The organism is Sphingobium sp. Cam5-1 (assembly GCF_015693305.1).
GTDB lineage: Bacteria > Pseudomonadota > Alphaproteobacteria > Sphingomonadales > Sphingomonadaceae > Sphingobium.
The window spans coordinates 2,074,022-2,097,573 of record NZ_CP065138.1 but is presented as its reverse complement, the minus strand read 5'-3'; the positions used below and the strand labels follow the sequence as shown (position 1 = coordinate 2,097,573).

Sequence of the window (23,552 nt, the reverse complement as noted above, 5' to 3'; positions counted from 1 at the left end):
TAGGGCGATGACCCCAGCCGCGTTGGCAGGGCTGGCGGTCGCGCTGATCCTGCTGGCGATGCCCGTGGGACTGGTCGAGACAATTGTCGCGTCGAGCGGGCTGAGCGAAGCCTTGCCCGCCGCCGCGCCGCCACTGGGATTGAAGGCGCGCCTGTTCGTTGCGGGCTTCGGCGCGCTGATGGCGATGGGCTTTGTAAGTTTCAACGCGGCGCCCGTGCCGATGAAAAAGGATCGACGCTCTCGCAGCGTTACAGGAGTGAGTGAAATGGGTTTTGCATTGCCGAAGCTGAACTGGCTGTCTCGCGGCCGGACCTCGGGATCCTCCAGAATATCGCGCCCGCTGATGCGCCGCGCCGACGCGCATCCCGACGCCCCGGCGCGTGCTCCCATCTTTGCGAGCCGCGACTTTGGCGGGTTGGAGATTTTTCCCCGGATTGGCCCTGCGCGAGGTGAACAGTTCGAAGCGGCTCAACCTGAAGCTGAGGCCATGATCCTGCCCGGTGCGCCGACGCCGGAAGAAGCCCCGGACATTCATTCGGCAGTCGATGCCGCGTTTGAAGCCATGAGCGTCATTGCCACCGATCCCGCCCCCGCATCTCTGTCCAACGACATCCCGCCAACGCCCAGCCTGCCTTCGCTGGCTGAACTCACCGCGCGGTTCGAAAAGGGCCTCACCGATCGTGTCCGTGGCACCAGGACTGCTGCCGCCGACGGTGTCATCGCTGACATGCCGACCGAACAGCGGGTCCCGGTGCGGGATCGGGTAGAGCATGATGTCGATCAGGCGCTGCGCGCGGCGCTTGGCACATTGCGGGCCATGGCGGACCGGACGCGCTGAGACCTGCCGCTCACCAATCTTCGATGGTAAGCGCCGACAGTTCGACCCATTCCTCCTCCGAAGCAGACCGGCCGCCGTCGATCGTAATATCGGCGACGAAATGTCTGGGCAGCGTCCATTCGGCTTCCTCCAGTCCCTCGGCAAACCGGGCTCGTCGCTCTTTGGCGTCCGGTCCCGTGATCCGCAGCGTTATGACGTGCTGCCTCCCCTGAAACAATGCGCTGGCCCAGGGGCGGCTCATGGCGCGTTCTATGCTGGCGGGTTCGCCTGCGCGATCGATCAATTGGGCGAGCAGCCGGGGCAGGGGGTCCTGTCCGCTCAGGCGTCTTCCTTCATTTTCGACCAGTTTCCGGCCTTGGCGGAGATGATCCAGACTTGTCATTGACCCGCGCTCCTGCGATATGTGTTCATGAAATGTTCTATACGTCTCTTGATCCGTTCCCCCGGTTCGCGACCTTGGCGCAGGTCGAACACCAGACGGGGATCGCGAACGCTTTCACGGCCAAAGCGTGTCGCCGGAATGCCGTTGTCCCGCAGGAACTTCTCTACGGTGCGAATCAGCATGCCTTCCAATCTCCCTCTTCGATGCGATTCGCCCCCTGCGAATCCCTAAGTGTTTTCCTATTTCTTCCCCTATTTCCTACTTGTCTAGGAAAAATCCTATCATTATGGATGAATCATGGTCGGTAATGGAGAAGATCCGCGCGTGGTGCTGGAACGGCTGATTGCCGAGCGGGGGGAGAATTATGCCGATCTGTCCCGCCTGCTGAAGCGCAACCCGGCCTATGTTCAGCAGTTCATCAAGCGCGGCACGCCCCGCAAACTGGATGAGGAGGATCGGCGGGTGCTGGCGCGCTATTTTGGCGTTGCCGAAGACCTTCTGGGTGGGCCGGGGCGCCAGGCCCCGGTGGAAAGGAAATCGCGGCCCTTGCCCGCAGTGGTGCCTGTGCCGCGCCTGTCGCTCGGCGCGTCGGCCGGACCCGGTTCGCTTGACGAGGATGAGCGGGCGGCGGGTGTCATGGCTTTCGATGCGAATTGGTTGCGCCATCTGGGCGTAAAGCCTCAGAGGGTCTCCATCATCCGGGTGGATGGCGAATCGATGGCGCCGACGCTCAATGATGGTGACGAGATCATGGTCGACCATGATGATGACGCGATGCGACTGCGCGACGGCGTATATGTGTTGCGACTGGACGGCGTGCTGATGGTGAAGCGTATCGCGATGGGGCCACGTAGAGGGCTGTTCAGTGTGCGAAGCGACAATGTCCATTATCCCGATTGGGTGGACATCGACCCATCACTGGTGGCGATCGTCGGCCGGGTCGTGTGGACGGGGCGGCGGCTCGTCTAGCTTGGCGACGCATCGGCGACCTCCTATGTGCGATGGGCAAGGAGGCCGGGATTGAACGACAATGACGCGGTGATACGCAAGGCGATCGAGTGGCGTGGCGCGCCCATGGCGCTGGCAACGGTCGTATCGACATGGGGATCGGCCCCCCGGCCGCGCGGCAGCCACATGATCGTCCATCGCGACGGCCGTTTCGAAGGCAGCATTTCAGGCGGCTGTGTTGAGGTCGACGTCCTGCAACGCGCGGAGGAGGTGATTGCGGGCCGCCCGGCGCATATCGAACGCTATGGCGTGGCTGATGGCGATGCCTGGGCGGTGGGCCTTCCCTGCGGAGGCGAGATCAGCGTGCTGGTCCAGCCGGTGGAGGAGGGGAGCTTCGCGCCTGCGCTGTTTGACCGGATTGCCGATGCCCGCGATGAGGGGCAGTCTCTCACCCTTGCCACCGACCTTGGTACAGGCATCACCCGCGAGGCAGTGATCGAGGGTCAGTTCCATAACCGTTACGATCCGCCGCGCCAGTTGCTGATCGTGGGCGCGGTGCAGATCGCCCAGTCCTTATGCGCGCTTGCCCAGGCCATGGGCGTCAGACCCGTGGTGATCGATCCGCGCGGTCGCTTTCTGACAGAGGAACGGTTCCCCGGCGTCGAGTTGGACAATCGCTGGCCCGACGACGCGATCGCGACGCGCCGTCCGGGCGAAGCGACGGCAGTCGTGACGCTCAGCCATGATATCAAGATCGACGATCCGGCTCTGGCCGCTGCCCTGCGCGCGCCGACCGGCTATGTGGCCGCGCTGGGATCGCGAAAGAGCCAAGCGGCGCGGCTTGAGCGCCTGTCGGCAATGGGCTTTTCCGCAGAGCAGCTGGGGCGAATCGACGGCCCGGCCGGACTCGACATCGGCGCCGTGGGCGCGGCCGAGATCGCCCTGTCGATCGCAGCGGGCATGATCGCAGGCTTCAACGCCCGCAGTTGACCGCCGCCCTCAACAGCATTTGCCACCATTCTTTCCGCCATAGCGCGCCTCTTGCCGATCGCGGAAAAACTCGGTAGGCGTCATGACCGGCTCGCCGGGATGATGCATGTGCATGTGGCGGGCATAGCCCTCATAATCGGGCATACCCACCATCATCATCGCCATCCGGCGCATCCTGCCGAGCAAGCCGATCATTCCGCTGGCACCAGAGACGCGGGGATTTCGCGCGCCGTCGGCGCATCGGCCCGCCGAGCGGCAAGGCAGGTGCGGACGGTGAAGAACAGTAGCGAAAGCACCACCGTCAGGAAGATGGCGACCAGTCCGGCGTCCACCCGGTCGTTGAAGATGATCTGCTGCATTTCCGCCATCGACTTGGCAGGGCTGAGCAACTTGCCCTCATTCGCCGCTGCCGAAAATTTCGCTGCATGAGCAAGGAAGCCGACTTTCGCGTCGGTTGAAAACAGCTTCAGCAGTCCGGCCGACAATGTGCAGACCAGCAGCCAGGCGGTCGGGATCATCGTCACCCAAGCATAGCGGTTCCGCTTCATCCGGAACAATACCGCCGTCGCCAGCATCAACGCGATCGCCGCCAGCATCTGGTTGGAGATGCCGAACACCGGCCATAGCGTATTCACGCCGCCCAGCGGGTCTGTGACGCCCTGATAAAGGAAGAAACCCCAGGCCGCGACCGTCAGCGCGGTGGCTACCAATCCCGGCACGATGCCCGCACTATCCTTGCAGCGCGGCACGGCCAGCCCGATCAGGTCCTGCAACATGAAACGGCCCGCGCGCGTGCCTGCGTCAACCGCCGTCAGGATGAACAGCGCCTCAAACAATATGGCGAAATGATACCAGAAGGCCTTCATCGCCGGGCCGCCGATCACATGGGAAAAGATTTCCGCCATGGCCACGGCCAGCGTTGGCGCGCCGCCCGCGCGAGAGATGATCGTATGTTCGCCCACATCCCTGGCGGTTTGTGCGATCAGGTCAGGGGTGATGGGAAAGCCCATCGCCGTGACGGCGGCGGCTGCGCTGGTCGCGTCTGTGCCAATCACCGCCGCCGGGCTGTTCATCGTGAAATAAATGCCGGGATCGAGGATCGACGCACCCACCAGCGCCATGATCGCGACGAACGCCTCCATCAACATCGCACCATAGCCGATCAGCGGCGCGTCACTCTCGCTCGCGATCAGCTTGGGTGTCGTGCCGCTGGCGATCAGGGCATGGAATCCCGACACGGCCCCACAAGCGATGGTGATGAACAGGAAGGGGAATAGTCCGCCCGACCAGACCGTGCCATTGCCATTCACGAACTGCGTCACGGCATGCATTTTGAGCGGTGGCGCCATGATGACGATGCCGATGGCCAGCGCGGCGATCGCGCCGATCTTGAGAAAGGTCGACAGATAATCGCGCGGCGCCAGCAGCAGCCACACCGGCAGCACGGATGCCACCGCGCCATAGCCGATCAGGATCCAGCACAGTTGCACCGGCGTGAAGGTGAAGACCGGACCCCAAAACGGTGATTGCGCGATGGACTGCCCATATATGATCGCCGCCAGCAGGCCGATGAGGCCGATCAGCGACACCTCACCAATCCGCCCCGGCCTTATCCAACGCGTATAGGCGCCCATCAGCAGCGCGAGCGGCACCGTGGCGGCAACGGTGAACATGCCCCACGGGCTTTCCGCCAGCGCTTTTACGACGATCAGCGCCAGCACGGCCAGGATGATCACCATGATCATGAAGGCGCCGAACAGCGCGATCGTCCCAGCTGCTTGCCCCATTTCCATGCGGATAAGCTCGCCCAGCGACTTGCCGTCGCGGCGCATGGAAATGAACAGGACCATGAAATCCTGCACCGCGCCCGCCAGCACCACGCCCGCGATGATCCAGATGGTGCCGGGCAGATACCCCATCTGCGCGGCAAGGACCGGGCCTACCAAAGGCCCAGCGCCCGCGATGGCCGCGAAATGATGCCCGAACAGGACCACCCGGTCGGTTGGGACATAATCAAGCCCGTCGCCTCGCCTTAGCGCGGGCGTGGGCCGTGCAGGATCGAGCCGCATCACATGCCGCGCAATGTAGAGCGCGTAATAGCGATAGGCGACCAGGAAGCTGCTGACCGCCGCCACGACGATCCAGAGCGCATTGACCGCCTCGCCCCGGGATATCGCAACCACTGACAGAGCGATCGCCCCGACTATGGCCGTCAGGATCCAGGGGATGTGCCGGGTCATCGCTCTCTCTATCTTTATTCGTGGAATGCGGGCGCCACAGTAAGGCCGCCCATTTCAAAGACAATCATTGATATGGGACGTCACGCTTCCGTCCGAACGGCCATTCGACCACCATGCTGGCCCACAAGGCCCACCATATGATCACCGGCTGCAACAGCAGACGTGGGCCGTGATACCACCAACTCAAATGCACGCCGTTCAATGGAATATCCTTGAGCGCATGGTTGAGATTGGCCGGCCACACGCAAAGGGCGTAAAGGGCAAGGCCGATCCCCGCGGCCTTACGCAATCTTGGGATATGCAATCCCGCAGCACCCGCAATTTCCGCCACACCTGTCAGCGCGATGATGTCAGCGGGGTGGGGCACCCAATATGGCGTGATGGCTATGAAGCCGCCTGACCGGGTCAGATGAGCCACGCCCGCGATCAAATAAAATAAGGACAATATCCAGCGTGACGCCGTCCTGACGCGATCTCGCTTGTTCGCTCTTTCGTTAAGATCAGAGCTGGACCTCCCCTTCATCCTCTCCATCCCAATAATGCGCCCTTTCCGCGCTGACCTTGATCATCACGAGGCCCGGCGTGTCGATGCCTTCGTCGAACCAGCGGTCAAGGTCGCTGTTCCAATGCGCTTTGAACGCCCCCTTGTCACGGATAAGATCAGCGCGTCCTTCTATCGCCACGAATAGCGGGCGCTGCTTCAACAACCCGCTGGAGCCCTGAAAGGCCAAGCCAACCTTTGGGTCGCGCTCGATATCGTGGACCATGACGGTGTTGTCGGTGGTGAAATAATAGCTGTCGCCATCATAATCGACGTCGCGATTGTTGCTCATTGGCCGTGCGGCGATCTGGCCACCTTCAGCGCGGGTGGAAAGCATGGCGAAGTCGATATCCTTCATCTTGTTCGCCAGCTGCGGCAGCGTGAGGTGGGCCATCGGACACTCCTTGGTTGAGACCATGCCCAACGTCCGAGTGGCGGATCGGCTCCCGAGACTCGCTATCAGCGCAATAGGAACATATAGTGAACATATCAACTCGAAAGGATCAGCCATGCGCCATGACATGCGCGCCGACACCAAATATCGTCTCTTTTTCGCGCTGAAACCGTCGGCTGTCATCGCGCGGCAGACTGATCATTTCGCGGAGACACTGGGCGGCGGGGAGCGCCGCATACGGCTGGAGCATCAGCATGTCACGCTGGCCGTGACCGCCGATTATGTCGAATATCCCTATGCGGTGATCAAGGCGTTGTTGCGGGCGGGGACTATGGTGGAAGCGGAACCTTTTGACATGAGGCTCGACCGACTAAGCTTCAGTAATCGTTCCGCCGCCCTGCGCCCTTCGCGATCCCTGCCTTTGCTCAACCAATTACAGAAGTCGATCATCGACGCGATGCGGGCGGCGGGCGTGGCCTTGCGCCCCGGCTGGACCTTCAGCCCGCACCAGACGCTATTCTACAGGGATGGCCCTCCGGCGCAGCAAAGTATCGACGGCTTCCTTTGGTCGCTCGATCAGTTTGTCCTGGTTTGCAGCCATGTGGGCCGCACCCTGCACGATATTCTTGGCACCTGGACGCTCAAGGGAGACGGGCAATATGAGCTGTTCTGATCCCGGCCTTGGCTATTCGGGTATATGATAGCTTAAGGCGTCAGCGAAGGGAGGGCAGCGTCAACTGCCCCGCTTTAACAGAGTCTTGTCACCCTTCGGTGACGCTCGCCAGAACGGCAGCCCGAAGTTCCGCTATGCCCATGCCCTTTTCGCTTGAGGTCGGGATAATCTCCGGATGGGCAGCGGGCCGTTTCCGGACGGCATCGCCAGTCGCCTGTATAATTTCGGCGAGATGGCTGGCCTTTACCTTGTCCGCTTTGGTCAGGACAATGCGATAACTGACGGCCGCCGCGTCCAGCATGTCGAAAATCTCATTATCGACATCCTTGATGCCATGACGGCTGTCGATCAGCACGAGTGCGCGCTTCAGCTTCGCCCGCCCGCGCAGATAGTCGTTCACAAGGAAGCGCCACTGGCGCACCATGTCCTTGGGCGCGCGCGCATAGCCATAACCAGGCATATCGACGAGGCGAAAGCGCAGCGGGTCGCCGACATCGAAAAAGTTCAGTTCCTGTGTCCGTCCCGGCGTGTTCGACGTGCGGGCAAGCCCGTTGCGGCCCGTCAGCGCGTTCAGCAGGGACGATTTGCCGACGTTCGATCGGCCCGCAAACGCCACTTCATTGACCGACATGTCGGGCAGGAACTTCAAATCCGGCGCTGACTTGAGAAAGCTGATCGGCCCGGCGAACACCTTGCGTGCTTCCTCGATCAACTCTGCCTGTTCCTGCTCGTCCACTGGAATATCCGCCTTATTTCGCCGGAGCCGCGCTCAGCGCAGGGTGGCGCTTGTAGAGCCACCACTGCTGCAGCATCGACAGGCAGTTGTTGGTGATCCAGTAGACCAGCAGGCCTGCAGCAAACGGTGCCATGATGAACATCATCATCCACGGCATGATCGAAAAGATCTGCTGCTGCATCGGGTCCATCTGAGCCGGATTGAGCTTGAACTGGAAGAACATGCTGATGCCCAGCAGCAGCGCCAGCACGCCGATGCCCAGGAAGGCCGGGGGTGTGAAGGGGAGCATGCCGAACAGGTTGAGGATGTGCAGCGGATCGGGCGCGGACAGATCCTTGATCCAAAGGACGAAGGGCTGATGACGCATTTCGATCGTCAGCTGCAACACCTTGTACAGGGCGAAGAAGATCGGGATCTGGATGAAGATGGGCAGGCAGCCGGCGAGCGGGTTCACCTTCTCGCGCTTGTATAGCTCCATCATTTCCTGCTGGAGCTTGGGCTTGTCGTCCTTATATTTCTCCTGCAGCGCCTTCATCTTGGGCTGCACCGCCCGCATCGCCGCCATGCTGGCAAACTGGCGCTGGGCGACGGGGAACATAAGGGCCCGGACCACGAAGGTCAGGCAAATGATGGCCACACCGAAATTGCCGATATGCTCGAACAGCCAGTGCAGCAGCGCGAAGATCGGCTTTTCGAACCAGTAGAACCAGCCCCAGTCGATAGCCCGATCGAACAGCGGAATGCCCGCATCCTGATAGGCTTCAAGTGTCTTCACTTCCTTCGCGCCCACGAACAGGCGCACCGTCTGGGTGACGGCCTTGCCCGGCGCCAGCATGGTCGGAGCCAGGCTGTAGTCGGCCTGATACTGGATACCAGCACCTTTGCGGAACTGACCTTCAAATGCAGCCTTCTGATCGGGGACCAGTGCCGACAGCCAATATTTGTCGGTGAAGCCCAGCCAGCCGCCTGTGGACTGGAAGCTTTGGCTGGACGGACCCTTGTTCAGATCCTTATAATTCACATCATAATTGGCAGCGCCGTTGAACACGCCCATCGGGCCGATATGGATGGTCCAGGTGTCCGGGTCCTTGGGGATGCCTGTGCGATTGATGTAGCCATAAGGCTTCACCCCGACCACGCCTGTACCGCTGTTCACGACCTTCTGCCGCGCGGTGATCATGTAATTCTCATCGACCGAAAGACGGATTTCGAAAGCCTGGCCCGCACCATTGTCCCACCGCAGTGTCACGGGGCTGGTCGGCGTCAATTCCTTCGCATCGGCCGTCCAGACGGTGCTCGCGTCAGGCGCCTTCAACCCTTCGCCTTGCCAGCCGAAACCAGCGAAAAAGGCGTCCTTCGTGCCAGAAGGGCTATAGAGCCGGATCGCGGGCGAATTTTTCGCGATCGTTTCGCCATAGGTGGGCAGCACGATATCGTCGATGCGCGCGCCCTTCAGGTTGATGGAGCCGGTCAGCTTGGGCGTGCGGATCGCGACACGCGGGCTCTCTTTCAACACCAGGGCGCGATCGCGAATCGCGGACGGACTGCTCGCTACCGGGCTTGATCCCTGCGCCACCGGCGTGGTCTTGCCGCCTTCGATCTTCGTCGCGGGCGGGTTCGCGGCAGGGAAGAAATGCTTGGCGATATAGGGCCAGCCGAACAGGATCGCTGCGGTCAGTAGCACCGCCAGAACAATATTCTTCTTGTCGTCCACGCTTGTCGGCTCCGCCGTGTCTTGTGAAAATTCGTATCAGGGCACCGGGTCGTAGCCCGAACCGCCCCAAGGGTGGCATCGCATTAGCCGCTTCGTGGCGAGCCAGCTACCCTTCACCGCACCATATTTGCGGATGGCCTCTATGGCATATTGCGAACAGGACGGCGCATAGCGGCAGCTGGGGGGCAATATGCGCGACGGGCCGAGTTGCCAGAAGCGCGCGATCAGAATGAGCAAGCGAGCGATCATTGCTCCTGAGCGCTCTGTTCGCGGGAAGGTTTCTTTCGCGGAGGTCCTCGATGGGTGCCCGCAGGGCGGCTCATCACCTTGCCCAGGGCCTTTTCCAATTCCGACCGGAGCAGGGCGAAGTCGCGCTCGATACCTTCGGAACGGCCGATCAGCACATGGTCGGCGCCCGCGATCCCGTGGATGGGCAACAAGTCCCGCGCCAAGACGCGAAAACGGCGCTTCATCCGGTTGCGGATGACAGCGCCGCCAATCTTTTTCGTAACCGTGATGCCGATACGCATCGCCGGATCGCCATCGCCACGATCGCGCACCAGCAGGACAAAGCCCGGCATCGGTGCGCGCCGCCCACGATTCGCCGCCAGGAAATCAGCGCGCCGCCTCATCATGGCTGGCGCGCGATCCGGCGGCGCGTCGTTCAGGCGCTCAGGCTCTTGCGGCCCCGCGAACGGCGGGCGCGGATCACATTGCGGCCGCCGGGGGTCGCCATGCGAGCGCGGAAACCGTGACGGCGCTTCCGAACCAGATTGCTCGGCTGATAGGTGCGCTTCATCGTTCATTCCTCAAAGCAAAACGTCAAAATCGGGCGTGACAAAAAAGGGCCGCCGATGGGCGACCGCATGTCAGGGGGCGTCCGATAGGCAAAAGCGGGAGATGAGTCAATGGCGGAGGAGGGGGGATATGCTCAACATGTTCCCTCTCCCCTTTAGGGGAGAGGGCTAGGGAGAGGGGAGCAACGGATGTGCTGTGCGTTCCCCTCTCCCACCTTCGCTACGCTCGGCACCTCGGCCAGAGTCACGTGCCTCTGGCCGACCCCTGAAGGGGAGAGGGAGTGGTGGCCCTTACTTCGCCCGCGTCGCCGCGACAGCCTGCTTCAGCGCGTCATAGCCCACCGCACCATTCAACACCTGATCGCCCACGACGAATGTTGGCGTGCCCGTGGCGCGCAGCTTTTGCGCCAGCGCGATGTTCGACTGAATTTCACCATCATATTTGCTGTTGGCCATGGCCGCCTCCGCCGCCTTGCCGTCTATGCCGACCTTGGCGGCGGCGCCCAATATGGTGTCTCGCGTGACCTTCCCGCTCGCATACAGCGCCCGATGGAAAGGCATATACTGGCCTTTTTCCGCCGCCAGCAGCGACACCTTGGCCGCATCAGCGCTCTCGTCGGACAGGATCGGCAACTCGCGATAGACGACCTTCACCCCCTTGTCCTCGCTCACCAGCTTGGCGAGGTCGGGCAGGGACGCACGGCAATAGCCGCATGCGTAATCGAAGAATTCGACCACCGTGACATCCCCGTTGGCCGCGCCTTCCCACGCGCCCGCATAGGGCGTTTCGATGGCCTTGCGACTTTCGCCGATGCTGTCGGACACGCGTTTTGCCTGCAACCGCTCGACCGCTTCGGGAATGATTTCCGGATGCTCCAGTATATAGTCGCGCACGATCTTCTCGATCGCAGCCTTGTCTCCGGCGGCCACGCTTCCGCTACTCTGCATGCCTAGAGCCGCGCCAGCGGCAGTGGCGGCGATGAAGGCGAGGGCGCCAATCGTCATCTGGATGGTCCTGTTGGAAAGGGCGGCGCGAATGCCGGGTCGAGAGGTTTCGGTCATTTCTTCTTTCGCTTCTGCTCGACGGCTGCGCGGGACACCATGGCGATATCCTGCGCCCGCAGATAGTCAACCGTGCCGGGCTTCAATCCCTGCATGGCCGCGTCCGCGCTACGCAGCGCCATCTGGTCGTCACCCATCAGCGCATAGCGTTCCGCCGTGGCCAGCGCCGCGCGGGGCGTGTCACCGCGCCGTTCATAAACGACGCCGAGCTGATACCAGGCGAAAGGATTTTCCCGGTCGCGCGCCACAGCATTACGCAGCACCTGTTCGGCTTCGGCGAAGTTCTTGTCATCCTCCGTCGCGATAAGCGCATGGCCCAGCATCGTGGCGATCAGGGGCTGCTGCGTCAGTTTCACGGCCTCGCGCAGCGGCGGGATGGCGTCGGCGGGCTTGCCGCTTTCCAGCAGTACCTGGCCTTTCAGCTCCAAGAAATAAGGGTCATGCGGCTGCGCTGTCAGAAGGGCGTTCACCTCGGCGATCGCTTTGTCGGGATAGGCGCTTTTATGCCAGGCGTAGGCGCGCGCATAATGCGCCGGGATCGACTGATCGCTCTCGGGATATTTGATCAGCGTCTGAGTGGGTTCGGAAACGAAGCCGACCAGCTTGGCCTTGATACGTTCGAAGCGGGCTTCCAGCTTCGGGTCGATCGGTTTGTCCCACGCGGGATCGACCGTATACACTTCCCGCAGGACATTGATGCGTTCGCCGGATAGCGGATGCGTGCGGCCGTAGCTGTCGTCCTGCGGGATCGCGAGACGATATTCCTGGTTCTGCAACTTCTTGAAGAATTCCAGGCTGCCCTTGCCCGACAGGCCGGACTTGCTCAAATAGCGCGCACCTGCAAGGTCGGCCGAGCTTTCCTGCGCGCGCGAAAAGGCGAGATATTTGCCCATCGCCGCTTGCTGGCCCATTCCCAAAATGCCCATGCCCGCTTCCGCGCCGCCCGCCGCAATCGCAGCGGCGCCCAGAACCAGGCTGAGCAGGGTGATGCCGGTTGCGGCCTTCATGCCTTCCGAGGAACGGATGATATGGCCACCCTCGATATGGCCGAGTTCGTGGGCGACGACTCCTTGCAGCTGGTTCACATTGTCGGCCGCAGCGATCAGGCCGCTATGAACCCAGACATATTGGCCACCTGCCACGAAGGCGTTGATTTCCGGGTCGTTGAGAACCAGCACCTGGACATTGCGCGGCTCCATTCCAGCGGCGCTGACGAGGGGTCCCGACATGTCGGCCATGAAGGCTTCGGTCTCGGCGTCGCGCAGTATCTGCTGCGCCATCACCGGCTTGGCGACCAGGGCCAGCGATGCAACCGCGATCGCAGCGGCACGCAGCCAGCGGCGCATCATGGCCGATCACCATGGGGCAGGGACGTAGGCAGCATGCCCGCGCCCCTGCCAGCATCACCATGAACTCCGCCTGAAGCGAGAACGCCGCCGCCATTCCGGAAAACCGGCAAGGCGGCGGCGTTGCTCATCGGGCGGACGTCCTTACTGACCGAAGGTGCGCTGCCACCATCCACGGCGCGGTGCGCTTTCTTCGTCGGCCGTCTCTTCGCCATCTACCGTCGAGACCGCGCTCTCACCAGCATTTGCTGCCGTTGTTGCGTCAGCTTCCGGTGGGACGGCCCCTGCGATCGCGGGAGCCTCTGCCGCGTCCTGGGCAATGGCCTCAACCTTCTTGCGACGCGTGCGCTTGGGCTTGGCGGGCGCCTCGGCTTCCGGTTCCACGCTCACGACTGGTTCGGCTGGCGCTTCGGGAGTGGCCTCTGCCTTCTTGCGCCGAGTGCGCTTGGGCTTGGCGGGTGCTTCCTCGGCTGCCGCTTCGACCGGAGCCTCGGGGGTCTCCACGAGCGCTTCTACGACTTCCTTTGCCTTGCGAGCACGGGGGCGACGGCGCGTCTTTGGCGCCTCCTCCTCCGCAGGCGCGTCGGGCGCTGCTTCTGCTACCGTCTCGGCGACAGGCTCGACAGCGGCGGGCTCGGAAGCCTCGACGGCTTCGCTCGCCGCCTCGTCGGCAACCGCTTCGCCCTCGCGACGACGGCGTCCGCCACGGCGACCGCGACGGCCACGACGGCGACTGGCCTCTTCGCCTTCGCCATGGGCCTCGACAGGCTGTCCTTCCGTTTCTTCGTCAGCCGATTCGGCTTCTTCGCCAGTTTCGTCGACCGGGGCACCGGTAGCCTCTGCTTCGCCCTCGGCATGATGATCGTCACGCTGGCCGCCACGACGACGGCGGCGACGACGACGACGACGGCCGCCTTCGCGATCCTCGCCCCGGTCGCCGCGCTCTTCGCGCTCGGCCGCCTCGACTTCCTCGATTTCCTCTTCTTCCAGCTCCTCGACGATATCGAGGTCATCTTCTTCCTCGACGATCGGAGCATAGCTCACCACCCGTTCCGGACGCGGGCCGCTGGCTTCCACCGACATGCGCGCGCCTTCGACCTCGCCATCCGGCAGGATTGCGATGGTGACGCCGTAACGCTGCTCGATTTCGTCCAGCTCGCGGCGCTTGTTGTTGAGGACGTAGAAGGCCGCTTCCTGGCTCGCGCGCAGCGTGACCAAGTTGCCGCGACCACGCGCCGCTTCCTCTTCCAGCATGCGCAGCGCGCTAAGGCCCGCCGACGACGCCGTGCGGACCAGACCGGTGCCTTCGCAATGCGGGCACTGGCGGGTCGATGCCTCCAGCACGCCGGTGCGCAGGCGCTGGCGGCTCATTTCCATGAGGCCAAAGCCCGAGATGCGGCCGACCTGAATGCGGGCGCGATCGTCCTTCAGCGCCTCCTTCATTGCCTTCTCGACCTTACGGATGTTGGAGTTCATCTCCATGTCGATAAAGTCGATGACGACGAGGCCAGCCATGTCGCGCAAGCGGAGCTGACGCGCGATCTCGCGCGCGGCTTCAAGGTTGGTGGCGACGGCGGTCTGCTCGATGCCATGCTCACGCGTCGACCGGCCCGAGTTGATGTCGATCGACACCAAAGCTTCGGTCGGGTTGATGACGAGGTAGCCGCCTGATTTCAGCTGCACGACCGGATTGTACATCGCGGCCAGCTGATCCTCGACGCCTGCTCGCTGGAACAGCGAAACGGCGTCGGCATATTGCTGCACCCGGCGCGCATGGCTGGGCATCAGCAGCTTCATGAAATCCTTGGCGGCCTTATAGCCATATTCGCCCTCGACGATGACCTCTTCGATATCCTTGTTGTAGATATCGCGGATCGCGCGCTTGATGAGGTCGCTGTCATTGTGGATCAGTGCGGGCGCTTCGGACTTCAGCGTCTTTTCGCGAATCTCGTCCCACAGGCGGGCGAGATAGTCGAAGTCGCGCTTGATTTCCGGCTTGGTACGCTGAAGGCCAGCGGTGCGGACAATGCAGCCCATGGTCGAGGGCAGATTCATCTCCGCGACGATCGTCTTTAAGCGCTTGCGGTCGGCAGCATTGCTGATCTTACGCGAAATCCCGCCGCCATGCGACGTGTTCGGCATCAGCACGCAATAGCGACCGGCCAGCGACAAGTAGGTGGTCAGCGCCGCGCCCTTGTTGCCGCGCTCTTCCTTGACGACCTGTACCAGCAGCACCTGACGGCGCTTGATGACGTCCTGAATCTTGTAGCGGCGGCGCAGCGCCATGCGCTTGCGGCGCAGTTCGTCGGCGGCTTCATCGCCACCGCGCTTGCGACGGCTACCCTTTGCGGGGCCTTCGCTGCTTTCGGCGGCTTCGCCTTCATCCTCTTCATGGTGCGTGGCTTCGACCAGCTCCAGACCATCGTCGCCATGATGATCATCGTCATCCTCGAAATCGGCACGCAGCGCGGCCTCTTCCTCGGCATGCTCGCGCTCTTCACGCAGCAATGCTTCGCGATCTTCGCGCGGAATCTGGTAATAGTCGGGATGGATTTCGCTGAACGCCAGGAAGCCGTGGCGATTGCCGCCATAATCGACGAACGCCGCCTGGAGCGAGGGTTCTACACGGGTAACCTTGGCGAGGTAGATATTACCTTTGAGCTGCTTGTGCTCGGCCGATTCGAAATCAAACTCCTCGATCCGGTTACCTTTGACGACCGCGACCCGGGTTTCTTCCCGGTGGCGCGCATCGATCAGCATACGCATTGTCATTCATTATTCTCCGGCGAAGGCGGCCAGCGGCACTGGGCCGGGCTGCCACGCGATAGTGGGGGGACGAACGCAGTCGCGCCGCCAGCGGCGCGGGTGTTGCTATCGTCCGGTTTGACAGGAAAAACTGCGCTTCTGCTGCATCGGCAGGGCCGGGCAAATCGCCGGTCCGCTCCATCCACGCCGCATCGCCCGCTATCGGGCTCAGCGTGGAATGGAAATCATGCCTCATGCAGCGTCAACCTGTTCGTCGCATCGGGCCTCAAGCGCCTGGGCGCCCGCCGATGCTGCCGTGAAAGTTCCTGATGAAGAACCGGGCCTAATATGGGCGTTTCTTTCAGGAATGTGAATGGGTAGCAGCCTAAGGCCAGCCTAGCAACGTCCCCCGCAAAATTGTTTGGTCCAGGACGAATGCTGCCATTCCCGCGTTTAATCGCCCAACATGGTGAAGCAAAGGTAAACATGGCGGCAATGACCGCCGCTGAAATGGGGCTGGACGGCATGGGGCGGTGCGGGGCACAAGCGCGCCATGCTGCACGCCCTTGCCTTGGCAACTGCTTTTCTGGCCGGTCCTCAGGGAGCGGAGCGCATCAGCTTCGACAAGCCAGCGTCCATGGCGCCGCGTCCGGCCAAGCGGCTGCACAGCATCACCGTGCCGATCCCGCCGGTGGCGCGCGGACTCTCGCTTCCGCGGGTGGAAGGATCAGCCGACGCGTCACGCCCGCTGATCGTCATCGATGCGGGGCATGGCGGGCATGATCCCGGCGCGATCAACGCGGAAACCGGCGAGCGCGAAAAGGATCTGACGCTAGCGATCGCGAAGGCGATCCGGGATCAGCTGGTGAAGTCGGGCAGACTTCGCGTCGCGCTGACGCGGGATGACGACCGCTTTCTGGTCTTGCAGGAACGTTATGGCATCGCGCGGAAGATGAATGCGGACCTCTTCATTTCCGTCCATGCCGATTCGGCGGACAATCATGAGGCGCGGGGTGCGACAGTCTATACCCTGTCGGAAGTGGCATCGGATCGGGAAGCGGCGCGGCTGGCGGCGCGGGAGAACAGGGCGGACGTTCTGAACGGCGTCAATCTGGGCGGGCAGACTGACCAGGTGTCGTCGATCCTGATCGATCTTACTCAGCGCGAAACAATGAAGGAATCAGCGAATTTCGCCCGCCTTCTTCAGCGGGAGGGGGCCCCGTTCCTGACGTTTCGCAGCACGTTCCACCGCTATGCCTCACTCATGGTTTTGAAGGCGCCGGACACGCCGTCGGTCTTGTTCGAAACCGGCTATCTCAGCAATGCCGAGGATGCCGCCTTCCTGGCCTCGTCCGAAGGGCGCAGCCGCATTGCGAAGGGCGTTGCGAAGGCTGTCGAGATATATTTCGCCCGCAAGCTGCCCCTTGGCGGCGGCTGACCGGGGCGCGGCCCGACGATCCGCACTGGCGCTGGCCGCATTTTGACCTTAGAGCCTCCTCTCGTCATGGAAGAGGCCCGTCCCCACACCGCCCGCTTGTCCTTTGCCGACCGTTTGCGCGGGGGTGGACGCGCGTTCCGGGAAAGGCTTTCTCCCCTTTGGCAGCGGCGCTGGTTCCGCTGGGCGGCGATCGCGCTGGGCGGGATTTTTCTCGCCTTCCTGCTGTTCTGGATCATTTTCGCGCGGGGCCTGCCCGACGCGGCGACGCTGCTGGAATATGAGCCGCCGCTGCCCACGATCGTGCGCGACATCGATGGTCAGCCGGTGCACAGCTATGCGCGCGAACGCCGGGTCCAGCTGCAATATAGCGACTATCCGCCGCTTCTGATCCGCGCTTATCTGTCGGCGGAGGATAAGACTTTCTTCGAACATCATGGCGTCGATATTCCGGGCTTCTTCGGCGCCGTGTTCGACTATGTGACGAAGATCGGCTCCGGCCAGCGCGCCAAGGGCGGGTCGACCATCACCCAGCAGGTGGCAAAGAACCTGCTGATCGGCGATGAATATTCTCCCACGCGCAAGGTGAAGGAGATGATCCTCGCCTATCGCATGGAAGGCGTGCTGACCAAGCAGCAGATCCTCGAACTCTATTTCAACCAGATATTCCTCGGCCGGAACGCCTATGGCGTGCAGGCGGCGGCGCGGGCCTATTTCGACAAGGATGTGGGCGACCTGAAACTGCACGAGATGGCTTATCTCGCCATCCTGCCCAAGGGTCCGGCCAATTACCGCCCCGAAAGTCCGACCGGCCACGAACGCGCGCTCGACCGGCGCAACTGGGCGCTGGGCGAAATGTTCAAAAATGGCTGGATCAGCCAGGCGCAATTGGACGAAGCGCGGGCGCAACCGCTGGGCACGGTGCCACCGCATGGCTCCAGCTTCGACGCGCGCGCGGGCGGCTATTATATGGAAGAGGTCCGACGCCGCCTGATCGGTCTGTTCGGCGAAAAGGCGGAGGATGGCCCCAACAGCGTTTATGCAGGCGGCCTGTGGGTGCGCAGCCCCTATGATCCCAAGTTGCAGGAAGGCGTCGCGACGGCATTGCGCAACGGCCTGCTGCGTTTCGACGCGGGCAAGGGCTGGTCCGGTCCGGTGGGCAAGATCGACATGGCGCGCGGATGGAAGCGCGAACTGGCGGCAAGCTATATCGGGATCGATTATGCGGACTGGCGCATAGCGGCGGTTATCGACCGCAATTCTTCGGGCGCCGAAATCGGCTTTTCCGATGGATCGACCGGAACGCTGCCCGCCAGCGCCGCGCAGATGCCCTATCGCCGCGTGGGTGGCCCCGCATTCAACGGCATGAAGGCGGGAGACCTGATCGCGGTAGCCCGCAACGGATCGAGCTGGGCGCTGCGCAACGTGCCCGAAGTGTCCGGCGGGATGATGGCCGAACAGGTCCATTCCGGACGCGTCCTGGCGATGCAGGGCGGCTTCGACAGTCGCCTGTCCTCCTATAATCGCGCGACGCAGGCGATGCGTCAGCCCGGTTCGACCATCAAGCCGTTCGTCTATGCCGCCGCGCTCGACGGCGGGATGACGCCCGCCTCGATCATCGTCGATGGGCCGCTATGCGTTTATCAGGGTGCGGGCCTTGGTCAGAAATGTTTCCGCAACTTTTCCGGCGGCAGCGCCGGGCCGCAGACGATGCGCTGGGGCGTGGAGCAGTCGCGCAACCTGATGACGGTGCGCGCCGCCAGCCAGACCGGCATGGATCGCGTCGTGCGCACGATCAAGGCGATGGGGATCGGCGATTATCAGCCCTATCTCTCCTTTGCTCTGGGCGCGGGCGAAACGACGGTAGAGCGGATGGTGAACGCCTATGCGATGCTCGCCAATCAGGGACGCCAGCTGTCGCCCAAAGTGATGGATTATGTGCAGGATCGGCGCGGCAAGGTGATCTGGCCGCTGCGCTGGCGTGCTTGCGATGGCTGCAACATGGCAAACTGGGACGGAAAGCCCATGCCGCGCTTTGGCTTTGAAGGGCGGCAGGTGATGAACCCGATGACCGCCTATCAGGTCGTGCACATCGCCGAGGGCGTGATCCAGCGCGGCACCGCGACGGTCCTCGCCGACCTCAAGCGGCCACTGTTCGGCAAGACCGGCACTACCAACGGGCCGACAAATGTGTGGTTCGTCGGCGGATCGCCCGACATCGTCGCGGGCGTCTATATGGGCTATGACCAGCCGCGCAGCCTGGGCGGCTGGGCGCAGGGTGGCCGCATCGCTGCGCCGATCTGGAAGGCGGCGATGGCGCCCGTGCTGGAAACGATGCCCAAGACGCCCTTCGTCGCCCCCGCGGGCATCCGCATGGTCACGATCGATCGCCGGTCGGGCAAGCGCGTCTATGGCGTCTGGCCAACCGACGAGCCCAAGCCCGCGGTGATCTGGGAAGCGTTCAAGCCCGAAACGGAACCGCGCCGATCGATCCGCAAGGAAGAGGTGGCCGCTCAAGAACAGGCCGCCGCCCGGCGCGAGGCAGGGTCGCAGACGCGGCAGCGCACCGACAGCGACTTCCTGCAGGATCAAGGCGGGATTTACTAGGGCGTCGTGCTTTTTATCTGAACCCCTCAACCCGTTCGGGCTGTCCAAACGAGTCACTTGCCTCGTTTGGATGTCGAAGCCCCTTTCTTTCTAAAAAGAAGTGGAGCCGTTGGCTTCGCCGGCCTTCGGCTCGACAGGCTCACGGCGAACGGCAAAAGGAGGTGGTGGCGCCGATTTAGAGCTCGAAGCTCCAACCTCCCGCCTTTGCTGACCCGTTATTGCGCCTTTGCGCGCAACCCGCCGGAGAAGCGCTTCATCAGAAATGCAAGGCCCCCGACATAGGCTGCCGCTGTCACGATGGCGACGGCCGCAGCGGCGAAATCGGCGTCCCTTTCAAATATGATCGGGTTGCCGAGCGTCAGCAGCAGCATGAAGGCATTGTTGACTATCAGGCTGGCCTGGCCGCGAATGAGCAGATAAACGGCAATGACCACGCCAGCCGCCGCGATGGCCATTCCGGCCATGCCAAGCACAGTCGGTAGGCTGTGCACCAGAAATGCCAGCCCCAATCCGCCAAGGGCACCGCATAGCGCGGGTGCGAACTCCGCAGGATTCATGCCCTTGATACCAGCCCAATAAAGCACGAAGATAAAGCCGAAGAAAAGGAAGCTCGCCACGCCCAAGGCGGATCCGATGGCGTAGAAAATGCCGATGATCGGCACGAGCGCGAGTATCACGAGAACGGCCTGCGCCGGTGCGGGATGGGTAGATTGTCGTTCAGCCAAGATGTCGTTCCTCTCCTTGCGCCTCTTTTGGGCGTGGTCGAGGTGTATGGCATAGCCTCTGGAGGGACAAGGCTTGCCTGGCCTGTTGGGAAACTGGGCTGACATGGTTCCGAGGATTGAATCTTCCCAAATCCGCTGCCCTCGGATAGGGGCAGGCGTTTAGTGCGTTTCCTGCCTGATGCCGGGGAGCGCCCCGAATTGTCTGGAGAGTTCCCATGCGCGCCGAAGCGCAGCAATATATCGACCGTATCGACGCCGCGCTGGACCTGCTGCGCCGCTTCCTCGACTGGGATCGCGCGCTGCGCCGCCTCGACGAGTTGAATGCGCGCGTCGAAGACCCGACGCTGTGGGACAATCAGAAGATGGCGCAGGAAGTCATGCGCGAGCGGACGCGGCTGGAAGCCGCGATCGGCGCGACCCGTGCGATCGACAGCGAAAAGACCGACACCGCCGAACTCATCGAAATGGCCGAGGCCGAGGGCGATGAGGATATGGTCAATGAAGGCGTCGCGTCCCTGAAGGCGCTGGCCGATCGCGCGGACGAGGACAAGATCAAGGCGCTGTTGGCAGGCGAGGCCGATGCGAGCGACACCTATCTGGAAATCCACGCGGGCGCTGGCGGCACGGAAAGCCAGGACTGGGCCGAGATGCTGTCCCGCATGTACCGCCGCTGGGCGGAACGGCGTGGCTACAAGGTCGAACTGGTCGATTATCAGGCGGGCGATCAGGCGGGGATCAAGTCCGCGACCTTCCTGTTCAAGGGCGAAAATGCCTATGGCTATGCCAAGACCGAAAGCGGCGTGCACCGGCTGGTGCGCATCAGCCCCTATGACAGCTCGGCGCGGCGGCACACCAGCTTCTCGTCGGTCTGGGTCTATCCGGTGATCGACGACAATATCGAGATCGAGGTCAATGAAGGCGACCTCAAGATCGACACTTATCGCGCGTCGGGCGCGGGCGGGCAGCACGTCAACACGACCGACTCCGCCGTCCGCATCACCCACATTCCCTCGGGCATCATCGTCGCGTCGCAAAATGACCGGTCGCAGCACAAGAACCGCGCAACGGCGATGAACATGCTGAAGGCGCGGCTCTACGAAGCCGAGTTGCAGAAGCGCGAGGCGGCGGCATCGGGCGAATATCAGGCTAAGACCGAGATCGGCTGGGGGCACCAGATCCGTTCCTATGTGCTTCAGCCCTATCAGCTGGTGAAGGACCTGCGCACCGGCGTGACTTCCACCTCTCCCGACGACGTGCTCGACGGCGCGCTCGACCCGTTCATGGCGGCTGCCCTGTCGCAGAAGGTGACGGGCGAGAAGGTCGATGTGGAGGATGTCGACTGATGATGCGGGCGGCGCTGGCGGGATCATTGTTCCTGCTGGCAGGCTGCGGCCTGTTGTCATCCGCCAAGCAGGATGACCGGCCTGCCGCCGCGCGCGACTTTCCGAGGGCGGACAGGCCGGTCGCGCCCATCGTGTCGACCCGCTGGTCCAGCGAAGAGGCGCGCGATCGCGTCAACGAAGCCGAAGACATCATGGACCGGGCGGGCATCCGGCCAGGGATGACCGTGGCGGATATCGGCGCTGGCGAAGGCTATTATACTGTCCGCCTCGCAAACCGGGTGGGTGCCAAGGGCCGCGTGCTGGCCGAAGACATCATGCCCGAGGTGATCGAGGCGCTGTCCCGCCGCATCACGCGGGAGGATTGGCGCAATGTGAGTGTGAGGCTGGGCGCGCCGGAGGACCCGAAGCTGCCCGAAAACAGCTTCGACCGGATACTTATGGTCCATATGTATCACGAGATCGCGGAGCCCTATGCTTTCCTGTGGAACCTCAGCCCCGCGCTCAAGAAGGATGGCGAATTGATCGTCGTCGATGCGGACCGGCCGACCGGGCAGCATGGCACACCACCGCGCCTGCTGATCTGTGAACTCGCAGCGGTTGGTTTCCGGCTGGAGGAACTGGTGCCCAAGCCAACCGCGGGAGGCTATTTCGCCCGCTTTCGGCGAGTGACGGCCCGGCCAGCGCCGCAGAGTATCGTGCCCTGTGCCTTGAAAAACGAAACCAACGTAAATTAACGGTTTCTCACGGGCAAAAGGTAGCTAATGGCGAGTTAACCATGATTCTGTGCGCCATCTTGACCTTTCCATGGTTGGATGGCCCGTGGGAGAAGCTCGCTATGACGAACCAAAGCCCATTCCCGGCGGGTAACGCCGAACAGCGGCGGCACAGCGCACGGCACAAGATGTTCGGCCCGGTGACATTATGCGTAGGCGATGCCCAGATGCGCGGGCATTTCCTCGACCTATCCACATCAGGCGCGCTCGCCCATTGCGAAACACCGCCCACCGATGGCAGCTATGTCGAGGTGAAAGCCTTCGGTGTTGAAACCAGCGGCCGGGTCGTGTGGGCGCGGGGCAAGCGTTTCGGCATCCAGTTCAGCCAGCCGATGACGGATGAAGCGGTCGATATAGTCATCCGGGGCGGCTGAGCTTCAACCGCGCCTGCGCCATCTCCTGAAAAGCGAGGCGCTGACAAGGCCGCCGCCGATAAGGGCTGCGATCGCTCCTCCGGCTGATGCAAGCGCCCAGGCACCGGCGGCGAGCAGGCCGGTCAGAAAATCGACGATGATCAGCGTGAGGTGGATCATGGCAGAAGGACCGCTGGCCTAGCGGCCCAGTTCCTTTGCTTCCTGATATTTGAGTTCCAGGAAGCGGTTCTGCACCGCCAGCTTGTCGATGTCGCCGCTGGCCAGCGTCTCGCTGATCCGGGCGAGTTCGGTGTCGATGACGTTCAAACCCTCTACCAGTTGCTGCTCCGGAACGCGGCCGTTGCGTTCCTGGCGGCGCAGTGGGACGGGGATGGATTCATAGCCCGTGACCAGTTCGGGCAGGTGATCGGACAGCAGCTTGCGGATTTCCTGCGCCGCGGGTTCCCGCTCGCTGAGGCGTTCAAGCTGGGGGCCAAGCGTCTCCAGCTTGACGCCGATGCTGTCTGCTAATGTCACGGCGGGGGCGGGGAGGGCCTTGCGCTGGTTGTCGAGCCAGATTTCGGTCTGAAGCGGCAGGGCGGCAAGCGGCGCGGCTGCAAGCGCCTGCGTCCGGACGCGCGGTTCGGAGGGGAGGAGAGCGATCAGCAGCAGCGCCGCCATGATAAGCCCCAGCGCGATCATGACGCCGGTCGTGCCAAGTGGGACGAAAAAGCCCGTGACCATGCTGCCGATGAAGATGGCAAGCACTGACCAGAAGGCCCATTTCATCTTGCGCATCAGGGCAGCGCCCCGCCTCTGCCGCGCTCGTGCCGAAAGGCTGTGCCCGCGTTCGCCGTGACGGCGAAGCACTGCCTCGGCATCGGCCAGGACCCGGTCTGACCTGCTCACC

The 23,552-nt window shown here is 62.8% G+C and carries 26 protein-coding genes; 9 read left to right on the top strand and 17 right to left on the bottom strand.

Features of this window, described 5'->3' with window-relative positions:
• The first annotated feature begins 7 nt into the window (after positions 1 to 7).
• Positions 8 to 838, top strand: a complete 831-nt coding sequence (locus tag IZV00_RS10450) for a hypothetical protein (RefSeq protein WP_196224586.1) — start codon at positions 8 to 10, stop codon at positions 836 to 838.
• A gap of 10 nt (positions 839 to 848) precedes the next feature.
• Here the strand turns inward: IZV00_RS10450 and IZV00_RS10445 are convergent, their stop codons facing one another.
• Together IZV00_RS10445 and IZV00_RS10440 are read right to left on the bottom strand one after the other, a co-directional pair.
• Positions 849 to 1,220 carry a hypothetical protein gene (locus IZV00_RS10445; RefSeq protein ID WP_196224585.1) on the bottom strand — a complete coding sequence of 124 codons (372 nt, stop codon included), beginning with the start codon at positions 1,218 to 1,220 and terminating at the stop codon, positions 849 to 851.
• Complete coding sequence (locus IZV00_RS10440) at positions 1,217 to 1,402, bottom strand: hypothetical protein (RefSeq protein WP_196224584.1); 186 nt, start codon at positions 1,400 to 1,402, stop codon at positions 1,217 to 1,219. Before IZV00_RS10440 ends, IZV00_RS10445 begins: the two co-directional genes overlap by 4 nt.
• A 115-nt stretch (positions 1,403 to 1,517) precedes the next feature.
• Between IZV00_RS10440 and IZV00_RS10435 the strand changes: the two genes are divergently transcribed.
• Positions 1,518 to 2,189: a S24 family peptidase gene (locus tag IZV00_RS10435; protein WP_196224583.1), complete on the top strand. Its 672-nt coding sequence runs from the start codon at positions 1,518 to 1,520 to the stop codon at positions 2,187 to 2,189.
• 51 nt (positions 2,190 to 2,240) lie between these two features.
• Positions 2,241 to 3,158, top strand: coding sequence for an XdhC family protein (locus IZV00_RS10430; RefSeq protein ID WP_196224582.1), 918 nt, complete (start codon positions 2,241 to 2,243; stop codon positions 3,156 to 3,158).
• Positions 3,159 to 3,167: 9 nt separating this feature from the next.
• Here the strand turns inward: IZV00_RS10430 and IZV00_RS10425 are convergent, their stop codons facing one another.
• From IZV00_RS10425 to IZV00_RS10410, 4 genes are all read right to left on the bottom strand, one after another.
• On the bottom strand, positions 3,168 to 3,353 hold the full coding sequence (locus IZV00_RS10425) for a YbdD/YjiX family protein (protein WP_196224581.1): 186 nt from the start codon (positions 3,351 to 3,353) through the stop codon (positions 3,168 to 3,170).
• Positions 3,350 to 5,398 (bottom strand): carbon starvation CstA family protein, encoded by a 2,049-nt coding sequence (locus IZV00_RS10420; protein ID WP_196224580.1) that lies wholly within the window; start codon positions 5,396 to 5,398, stop codon positions 3,350 to 3,352. The genes IZV00_RS10425 and IZV00_RS10420 overlap by 4 nt, the downstream gene beginning before the upstream one ends.
• Before the next feature lie 64 nt (positions 5,399 to 5,462).
• Positions 5,463 to 5,921, bottom strand: a complete 459-nt coding sequence (locus tag IZV00_RS10415) for a DoxX family protein (RefSeq protein ID WP_196224579.1) — start codon at positions 5,919 to 5,921, stop codon at positions 5,463 to 5,465.
• Complete coding sequence (locus tag IZV00_RS10410) at positions 5,899 to 6,333, bottom strand: pyridoxamine 5'-phosphate oxidase family protein (protein WP_196224578.1); 435 nt, start codon at positions 6,331 to 6,333, stop codon at positions 5,899 to 5,901. Before IZV00_RS10410 ends, IZV00_RS10415 begins: the two co-directional genes overlap by 23 nt.
• Before the next feature lie 115 nt (positions 6,334 to 6,448).
• On the opposite strand from IZV00_RS10410, the gene IZV00_RS10405 reads away from it, so the two are divergent.
• Positions 6,449 to 7,006, top strand: a complete 558-nt coding sequence (locus IZV00_RS10405) for a 2'-5' RNA ligase family protein (protein WP_230463179.1) — start codon at positions 6,449 to 6,451, stop codon at positions 7,004 to 7,006.
• Between the two features lie 88 nt (positions 7,007 to 7,094).
• Here the strand turns inward: IZV00_RS10405 and yihA are convergent, their stop codons facing one another.
• The 8 genes from yihA to IZV00_RS10365 all read right to left on the bottom strand — a co-directional run bounded on the left by yihA (position 7,095) and on the right by IZV00_RS10365 (position 15,433).
• Positions 7,095 to 7,742: a ribosome biogenesis GTP-binding protein YihA/YsxC gene (yihA, locus tag IZV00_RS10400; RefSeq protein WP_196224577.1), complete on the bottom strand. Its 648-nt coding sequence runs from the start codon at positions 7,740 to 7,742 to the stop codon at positions 7,095 to 7,097.
• Positions 7,743 to 7,755: 13 nt separating this feature from the next.
• On the bottom strand, positions 7,756 to 9,456 hold the full coding sequence (gene yidC, locus IZV00_RS10395; protein ID WP_196224576.1) for a membrane protein insertase YidC: 1,701 nt from the start codon (positions 9,454 to 9,456) through the stop codon (positions 7,756 to 7,758).
• Positions 9,457 to 9,492: 36 nt separating this feature from the next.
• Positions 9,493 to 9,705 carry a membrane protein insertion efficiency factor YidD gene (yidD, locus tag IZV00_RS10390; protein ID WP_066526720.1) on the bottom strand — a complete coding sequence of 71 codons (213 nt, stop codon included), beginning with the start codon at positions 9,703 to 9,705 and terminating at the stop codon, positions 9,493 to 9,495.
• Positions 9,702 to 10,088, bottom strand: coding sequence for a ribonuclease P protein component (rnpA, locus tag IZV00_RS10385; RefSeq protein WP_196226611.1), 387 nt, complete (start codon positions 10,086 to 10,088; stop codon positions 9,702 to 9,704). The genes yidD and rnpA overlap by 4 nt, the downstream gene beginning before the upstream one ends.
• A 32-nt stretch (positions 10,089 to 10,120) precedes the next feature.
• Entirely contained in the window at positions 10,121 to 10,255 is a 135-nt protein-coding gene (rpmH, locus tag IZV00_RS10380) for a 50S ribosomal protein L34 (protein ID WP_013848777.1), read from the bottom strand.
• A 289-nt stretch (positions 10,256 to 10,544) separates the two neighbouring features.
• Positions 10,545 to 11,315 carry a DsbA family protein gene (locus tag IZV00_RS10375; RefSeq protein ID WP_196224575.1) on the bottom strand — a complete coding sequence of 257 codons (771 nt, stop codon included), beginning with the start codon at positions 11,313 to 11,315 and terminating at the stop codon, positions 10,545 to 10,547.
• The gene (locus IZV00_RS10370) at positions 11,312 to 12,661 is read right to left on the bottom strand and encodes a M48 family metalloprotease (RefSeq protein ID WP_196226610.1); all 1,350 of its coding nucleotides are present in this window, start codon (positions 12,659 to 12,661) and stop codon (positions 11,312 to 11,314) included. Before IZV00_RS10370 ends, IZV00_RS10375 begins: the two co-directional genes overlap by 4 nt.
• 144 nt (positions 12,662 to 12,805) lie before the next feature.
• Complete coding sequence (locus tag IZV00_RS10365; RefSeq protein ID WP_230463178.1) at positions 12,806 to 15,433, bottom strand: Rne/Rng family ribonuclease; 2,628 nt, start codon at positions 15,431 to 15,433, stop codon at positions 12,806 to 12,808.
• Between the two features lie 478 nt (positions 15,434 to 15,911).
• On the opposite strand from IZV00_RS10365, the gene IZV00_RS10360 reads away from it, so the two are divergent.
• Together IZV00_RS10360 and IZV00_RS10355 are read left to right on the top strand one after the other, a co-directional pair.
• Entirely contained in the window at positions 15,912 to 16,844 is a 933-nt protein-coding gene (locus tag IZV00_RS10360) for an N-acetylmuramoyl-L-alanine amidase family protein (RefSeq protein ID WP_230463366.1), read from the top strand.
• Between the two features lie 66 nt (positions 16,845 to 16,910).
• Positions 16,911 to 19,448, top strand: a complete 2,538-nt coding sequence (locus IZV00_RS10355; protein ID WP_196224573.1) for a penicillin-binding protein 1A — start codon at positions 16,911 to 16,913, stop codon at positions 19,446 to 19,448.
• A 215-nt stretch (positions 19,449 to 19,663) separates the two neighbouring features.
• Here the strand turns inward: IZV00_RS10355 and IZV00_RS10350 are convergent, their stop codons facing one another.
• Complete coding sequence (locus IZV00_RS10350; RefSeq protein ID WP_196224572.1) at positions 19,664 to 20,173, bottom strand: hypothetical protein; 510 nt, start codon at positions 20,171 to 20,173, stop codon at positions 19,664 to 19,666.
• A 215-nt stretch (positions 20,174 to 20,388) separates the two neighbouring features.
• On the opposite strand from IZV00_RS10350, the gene prfB reads away from it, so the two are divergent.
• The 3 genes from prfB (at position 20,389) to IZV00_RS10335 (ending at position 22,663) form a co-directional block, all read left to right on the top strand.
• Positions 20,389 to 21,516, top strand: coding sequence for a peptide chain release factor 2 (gene prfB / locus IZV00_RS10345; protein WP_196224571.1), 1,128 nt, complete (start codon positions 20,389 to 20,391; stop codon positions 21,514 to 21,516).
• The gene (locus IZV00_RS10340; RefSeq protein ID WP_196224570.1) at positions 21,516 to 22,250 is read left to right on the top strand and encodes a class I SAM-dependent methyltransferase; all 735 of its coding nucleotides are present in this window, start codon (positions 21,516 to 21,518) and stop codon (positions 22,248 to 22,250) included. Before prfB ends, IZV00_RS10340 begins: the two co-directional genes overlap by 1 nt.
• A gap of 101 nt (positions 22,251 to 22,351) precedes the next feature.
• Positions 22,352 to 22,663: a PilZ domain-containing protein gene (locus tag IZV00_RS10335; protein ID WP_196224569.1), complete on the top strand. Its 312-nt coding sequence runs from the start codon at positions 22,352 to 22,354 to the stop codon at positions 22,661 to 22,663.
• Between the two features lie 3 nt (positions 22,664 to 22,666).
• Here the strand turns inward: IZV00_RS10335 and IZV00_RS10330 are convergent, their stop codons facing one another.
• Positions 22,667 to 22,822, bottom strand: a complete 156-nt coding sequence (locus IZV00_RS10330; RefSeq protein WP_169802846.1) for a hypothetical protein — start codon at positions 22,820 to 22,822, stop codon at positions 22,667 to 22,669.
• An 18-nt stretch (positions 22,823 to 22,840) separates the two neighbouring features.
• Positions 22,841 to 23,551 (bottom strand): hypothetical protein, encoded by a 711-nt coding sequence (locus IZV00_RS10325; RefSeq protein WP_196224568.1) that lies wholly within the window; start codon positions 23,549 to 23,551, stop codon positions 22,841 to 22,843.
• Position 23,552: the final 1 nt, after the last annotated feature.